The sequence below is a fragment of the Patulibacter medicamentivorans genome, from assembly GCF_000240225.1.
GTDB classification, from domain to species: domain Bacteria; phylum Actinomycetota; class Thermoleophilia; order Solirubrobacterales; family Solirubrobacteraceae; genus Patulibacter; species Patulibacter medicamentivorans.
Genome location: NZ_AGUD01000213.1, coordinates 1 through 5,403 on the forward strand (window position 1 = coordinate 1; position 5,403 = coordinate 5,403).

Consider the following 5,403-nt stretch of genomic DNA (forward strand, 5'->3'; position numbering starts at 1 on the left):
CGGCGGTCGCCGCCGGCGGCGCGGGCCCCGCGGCGTAGGGGCCTCGGCCGCCCCGCCGCCGGGCACCCGCCCAGGCGCCGCGCCGGAGCGTTGACTGACCAGTCAATCCATGGCGTAGGATGCGGGAGGAGCGGCCGCAGCGCGTCAGGAGCCGCTCCCCAACCGGAACAGCAAAGCGAGAGGTTCTCCCATGCCCGAGGTCGTCATCGTCGACGCCGTTCGCACCCCGATCGGCCGTGCAGTCAAGGGTTCGCTGAAGGACGTCCGTGCCGACGACCTGGCCGCGATCCCGCTGAAGGCGCTCCAGGAGCGCAACCCGGGCGTCGACTGGTCCGAGACCGTCGACGTGCTGATGGGCGCGGCGTCCGGCGAGGGCGAGCAGGGCTTCAACATCGCCCGCAACGCCAGCCTGCTGGCCGGCCTGCCGTTCGAGGTCCCGGGCGTCACGTCGAACCGCTTCTGCGCGTCGTCCCTGCACACCATCCGGACCGCCTTCCACGCGATCAAGGCCGGCGAGGGCGACCAGTACATCGCCGCCGGCGTCGAGGCCGTCTCGCGCTCCGTCCAGGGCGGCGCCTGGGAGTTCCACCCGCTGCTCAACGGCTCGGAGGGCTCGATCTGCAACGTCTACCTGCCGATGGGCCTGACCGCCGAGAACGTCGCCAAGCAGTGGAACGTCTCGCGCGAGTCGCAGGACGAGTGGGCCGCCAAGAGCCAGCAGCGCGCCGTCGCCGCCCGCGACAGCGGGCACTTCGACAAGGAGATCACCCCGGTCACGCTCGCCGACGGCACCGTCGTGACCCAGGACGACGGTCCGCGCCCGGGCACGACGGTCGAGAAGCTGGCCCAGCTGAAGCCGGTCTTCGACCCCGAGAACGGCACCGTCACCGCCGGCAACGCCTGCCCGCTCAACGACGGCGCGGCTGCGACGCTGATCATGAGCGCCGAGAAGGCGGAGAAGCTGGGCCTGAAGCCGCGCGCCCGGATCATCGCGACGACCGTCGCCGGCGTCCGTCCCGAGATCATGGGCGTCGGCCCGATCCCGGCGATCCAGAAGCTGCTGGCCCAGACCGGCAAGAAGATCGAGGAGATCGACATCGTCGAGATCAACGAGGCCTTCGCCGCCCAGATCGTTCCCTGCAAGGCCGAGCTGGGGATCTCCGACGAGCAGCTCAACCCGTTCGGCGGCGCGATCGCCCTCGGCCACCCGTTCGGGATGACCGGCGCGCGGATCATGACCACGCTGATCAACGGCCTCGAGACGACCGGCGGCCGCTACGGCATCGAGTCGATGTGCGTCGCCGGCGGCATGGGCATGGCGGCGCTGATCGAGCGCATCTAAGGCGCGCCGCTCCCACGAGGCGGGCCGATCGGGTGGGGATTGCGCCGATCGGCCTGCCACGGCGGCCGGCGGCGTCCGTATGGTCGGGGCGTGCGCATCGGGATCCTGACCGCCGGCGGGGACTGCCCCGGACTCAACGCCGTGATCCGCGGGGCCGGTCGCCGGCTGCTGCGCGAGGGCCACGAGCCGATCGGGCTGCGGAGGGGCTATCGCGGCCTCGCCCACGCGGATCACATGACCCTCGACCATCCCGCGCTGTCGGGGCTGCTGCCGATGGGCGGCACGATCCTGTCGACGTCCAGCTACGACCCGTTCCGTCACGACGACGGGCCGCAGCGCGTCCGCGACGCGATGGCGCGCAAGGACGTCGACGCGGTGATCGCGATCGGCGGCGAGCACACGATGGAGATCACGCGCGAGCTGCACGCCCAGCTCGACCTCCCGGTCGTCGGCGTCCCGAAGACGATCGACAACGACATCGTCGGCACCGACCGGACGTTCGGCTTCGACACCGCCGTCCACGTCGCGACCGAGGCGATCGACCGGCTGCACTCGACCGCGCAGTCGCACGACCGCGTGATGGTCGTCGAGGTGATGGGCCGCAACGCCGGGTGGATCGCGGTGATGGCCGGGATCGCCGGCGGCGCCGACGGGATCCTGGTGCCCGAGGTCGACGTCACCGTCGAGGAGCTGGCCGCCAACATCCGCCGCCGTCACGATCGCGGCAAGGACTTCTCGATCATCGTCGTCTCGGAGGGCGCGCGGCTGGCCTTCGCCGACGGCTCCAGCCGCAAGGTCCGGGCCAGCGACGACACCGACGAGTACGGCTACGAGCGGCTCGGCGGGATCGGCGCCGCACTGGCCAAGGAGCTGGAGGAGGCGACCGGCTACGAGACCCGGGTCGTCGTCCTCGGCCACATCCAGCGCGGCGGCACGCCGACGGCCAGCGACCGGATCCTCGCCACCCGCTACGGGGTCGCGGCCGCCGATGCGGTCCTCGACGGCGCCTTCGGCACGATGGTCGCCCTCGACGGGAGCGAGATCACCCGGATCCCGCTCAGCGACGTGGTCGGGGTCAAGCCGGTCGACCTGCGGCTGCTGGAGCTGGCGAAGACCTTCTTCTGAGCCTTCGAAGCGCGGAGGGGCCTCCGGATAGCGCGCTTATATTGCCTCTTAATGGCTGTAAAGTGCTTTATAGTGACGCTGTGCGAGTCACGCGGAGCTATCACCCCATCTCGCAGGAGGCAGGCCGACTGCTGGGTGCGCAGGTCCACGCGGCGCGAGTCGCGCGCGGCTGGACGCTGCAGGAGCTTGCCGAGCGGGTCGGCGCGACCCCGCACACGGTGCGCAAGGTGGAGCACGGGGATCTGACGGTCGGGCTCGGCGTGGCCCTCGACGCCGCAGTGCTCGTCGGGGTTCCGCTGTTCGTCGAGGAGCGGGCCCGCCTGGCGTCGGAGGTCGGGCGTGCTGAGGAGCGCCTGACGCTGCTGCCCCGGCGCGTGCGGAGCGATCGGGACGTGGACGATGACTTCTGAGTCCCTCGACCGCGCCTTCGTCTGGTCGTGGCCGCCCCGGGCGAGCGAGCCGCTGGTCGCCGGCGTGGTCGAGCAGCGCGGTGATCGGATCACGTTCGCCTACGGCCAGAGCTACCGCGGCGGTGAGGTGGCGCTTCCGCTGTACCTGCCAGAGCTGCCGGTCCGACAGGGCGTGATCGATCCGCTCCCGGGCCTGCGCGTCGCCGGTTGCATCGCGGACGCCGGTCCCGACGGTTGGGGACAGCGGGTGATCCTCAATCGACTGTCCCGGGCACGCGTGACCGACGACCCCGGACGTCTGAGCCTGCTCACGTACCTGCTCGAGTCGGGGTCCGATCGGAGCGGAGCCCTGGACTTCCAGCGGTCGGCTACGGACTACGTCCCGCGCAGGAGCGACAGCGCCTCGCTCGACGAGCTGGTGGAGGCAGCCGATCGGGTCGAGCGCGGTGTGGCCCTGTCGCCGGCGCTCGATCGAGCCCTCCTGCACGGAAGCTCGATCGGTGGCGCACGGCCCAAGGCGCTCCTCGAGGACGGTGGCCGTCGCCTGATCGCGAAGTTCTCGTCCAACGGCGACACGTACCCGGTGGTCAAGGCCGAGTTCGTCGCGATGGAGCTCGCCCGGCGGGCCGGCCTCGACGTCGCACGGGTGCAGCTGACCCGTGGTCTCGGCCGCGACGTCCTGCTGGTCGAGCGCTTCGACCGGGTCGGCGGCGAGGCGATCCGGCGACCGATGGTGTCGGCGCTGACGATTCTCGCGTTGGACGAGCTCGCTGCGCGCTACGCGAGCTACGCCGACCTCGCGGTGCAGGTGCGAGAGCGCTTCAGCGAACCGGAGCGGACCCTGCACGAGCTGTTCGCCCGGATCACCTTCAACGTCCTGATCGGCAACACGGACGACCACGCGCGCAACCATGCGGCCTTCTGGGACCCGGTCGCGGAGCTGCTGACCCTCACGCCGGCCTACGACATCTGCCCGATGCTCCGCGGCGGGGGAGAGGCCTCGCAGGCGATGGCGATCGCGCCGGACGGCTGGCGGATGAGCCAGGTCGAGGGGTGCGTTGCGACGGCGTCGACCTACCGCCTGTCCGAACGCGAGGCTCGAGAGATCGTCCAGCGGCAGGTCGAGGTGATCCGGAGCGACTGGGTCGAGGTCTGCGAGATGGCGGAGATGGGCGACGCCGAACGCGACCTGTTGTGGGGACGAGCGGTGCTGAATCCGTACGCGTTGCGGAGCACCTGAGAGGCGACGCGTGATTCCTCGTCGTCTCGGCCGCCGTTGCGGTGGATGACGCGACGAGGAGCGGCTGGGAGATGGCGACCACGGGACCGGCTCGCCGCCGTCCCTGCGAGCATCCCGGCCGATGCGGATCCTGACCGTCGTCGGCAACCGTCCTCAGTTCGTGAAGGCGGCCGCCGTCTCCCGCCCCCTGCGCGAGCGCCACGACGAGCTGCTGGTCCACACCGGCCAGCACCACGACGACGCGCTCTCGGCTGTCTTCTTCCGCGAGCTGGACCTGCCGGAGCCGGACGTCGAGCTGGCGCTGGGCGGCGGCACCAACCTGGCCCAGACGGCGCGGATGATCGCCGAGCTGGAGCCGCTCGTCGCCGACGCGGGCGCCGACGCCGTGCTGGTCTACGGCGACACCAACACGACCCTCGCCGCGGCGCTGGTCGCGGCCGACGCCGGGATCCCGCTGGCCCACGTCGAGGCCGGGATGCGCTCGTTCGATCGCCGGATGCCGGAGGAGCGCAACCGGGTCGTCTGCGACCACCTGTCGCAGCTGCTGCTGGTGCCGACGCCGACCGCGGCCGGCAACCTGCAGCGGGAGGGCCTCGGCGAGCGGGTGGTCGAGGTCGGCGACGTGATGACCGACATCACGCTGCTGGTCCACCCGCGGGCCCGCGAGCGGGCGGCGACCTGGCTGCCCGAGCGCGACCTGGCGGCCGGCGGCTACCTGCTGGTGACCGCGCACCGCGCCGGCAACGTCGACGAGCGGGAGCGGCTGGCGTCGCTGGTCGAGGTCCTGCGCGCGGTCGCGACGCCCGAGCGGCCGGTCGTCCTGCCGCTGCACCCACGGACCCGCGCCCGCCTGCGCGAGCACAGGCTTTGGGATCGGCTGGCGGGCGAGGCCACGACCGCGATCCGCCTGATCGATCCCGTCGGGCCGCTCGACTTCGCGACCCTGCTGGTCGGCGCCGCCGCGGTCCTGACCGATTCCGGCGGGGTCCAGAAGGAGGCCTACCTGGCGGGCGTTCCGTGCGTGACGCTGCGGGACACGACCGAGTGGACCGAGACGGTCGAGGTCGGGTGGAACGTCCTGGTCGACCTCGACCCGGCCGCGGCCGCCGCCGCGCTCAACCGGTCGCCGCCGGCCGATCGACCGGAGCTGTTCGGCGACGGGCAGGCCGGCCGCCGCGTGGTCGCGGCCCTGGAGCGGGCGTTCGGCTGAGCGGCTCGGGCGGCGCCGGCCGGGTCGCGGCCGGCTAGGACGCCGCGACGGCGGGCGGCCGATCAGCGGCGGGGGG

Annotated in this window: 5 protein-coding genes; all 5 read left to right on the plus strand. The window is 72.3% G+C overall.

Annotation, left to right across the window (positions count from 1 at the left end; translation table 11 throughout):
- Positions 1-190 precede the first annotated feature (190 nt).
- The 5 genes from PAI11_RS13815 to wecB all read left to right on the plus strand — a co-directional run bounded on the left by PAI11_RS13815 (position 191) and on the right by wecB (position 5,327).
- Positions 191-1,342 (plus strand): acetyl-CoA C-acyltransferase, encoded by a 1,152-nt coding sequence (locus PAI11_RS13815; RefSeq protein WP_007575787.1) that lies wholly within the window; start codon positions 191-193, stop codon positions 1,340-1,342.
- A gap of 90 nt (positions 1,343-1,432) precedes the next feature.
- Complete coding sequence (locus tag PAI11_RS13820; protein ID WP_007575789.1) at positions 1,433-2,467, plus strand: 6-phosphofructokinase; 1,035 nt, start codon at positions 1,433-1,435, stop codon at positions 2,465-2,467.
- Positions 2,468-2,547: 80 nt separating this feature from the next.
- The gene (locus PAI11_RS13825) at positions 2,548-2,877 is read left to right on the plus strand and encodes a helix-turn-helix domain-containing protein (protein ID WP_040600297.1); all 330 of its coding nucleotides are present in this window, start codon (positions 2,548-2,550) and stop codon (positions 2,875-2,877) included.
- The gene (locus PAI11_RS13830) at positions 2,867-4,117 is read left to right on the plus strand and encodes a type II toxin-antitoxin system HipA family toxin (protein WP_040600299.1); all 1,251 of its coding nucleotides are present in this window, start codon (positions 2,867-2,869) and stop codon (positions 4,115-4,117) included. The genes PAI11_RS13825 and PAI11_RS13830 overlap by 11 nt, the downstream gene beginning before the upstream one ends.
- Before the next feature lie 121 nt (positions 4,118-4,238).
- Positions 4,239-5,327 (plus strand): non-hydrolyzing UDP-N-acetylglucosamine 2-epimerase, encoded by a 1,089-nt coding sequence (gene wecB / locus PAI11_RS13835; RefSeq protein WP_007575795.1) that lies wholly within the window; start codon positions 4,239-4,241, stop codon positions 5,325-5,327.
- The last annotated feature ends 76 nt before the right edge of the window (positions 5,328-5,403 follow it).

Excerpts from the sequence above, each read along its gene's own strand:
- PAI11_RS13815 (WP_007575787.1), top strand. The coding sequence starts at position 191 with ATGCCCGAGGTCGTCATCGTCGACGCCGTTCGCACCCCGATCGGCCGT.
- PAI11_RS13830 (WP_040600299.1), top strand. The coding sequence starts at position 2,867 with ATGACTTCTGAGTCCCTCGACCGCGCCTTCGTCTGGTCGTGGCCGCCC.
- wecB (WP_007575795.1), top strand. The coding sequence starts at position 4,239 with ATGCGGATCCTGACCGTCGTCGGCAACCGTCCTCAGTTCGTGAAGGCG.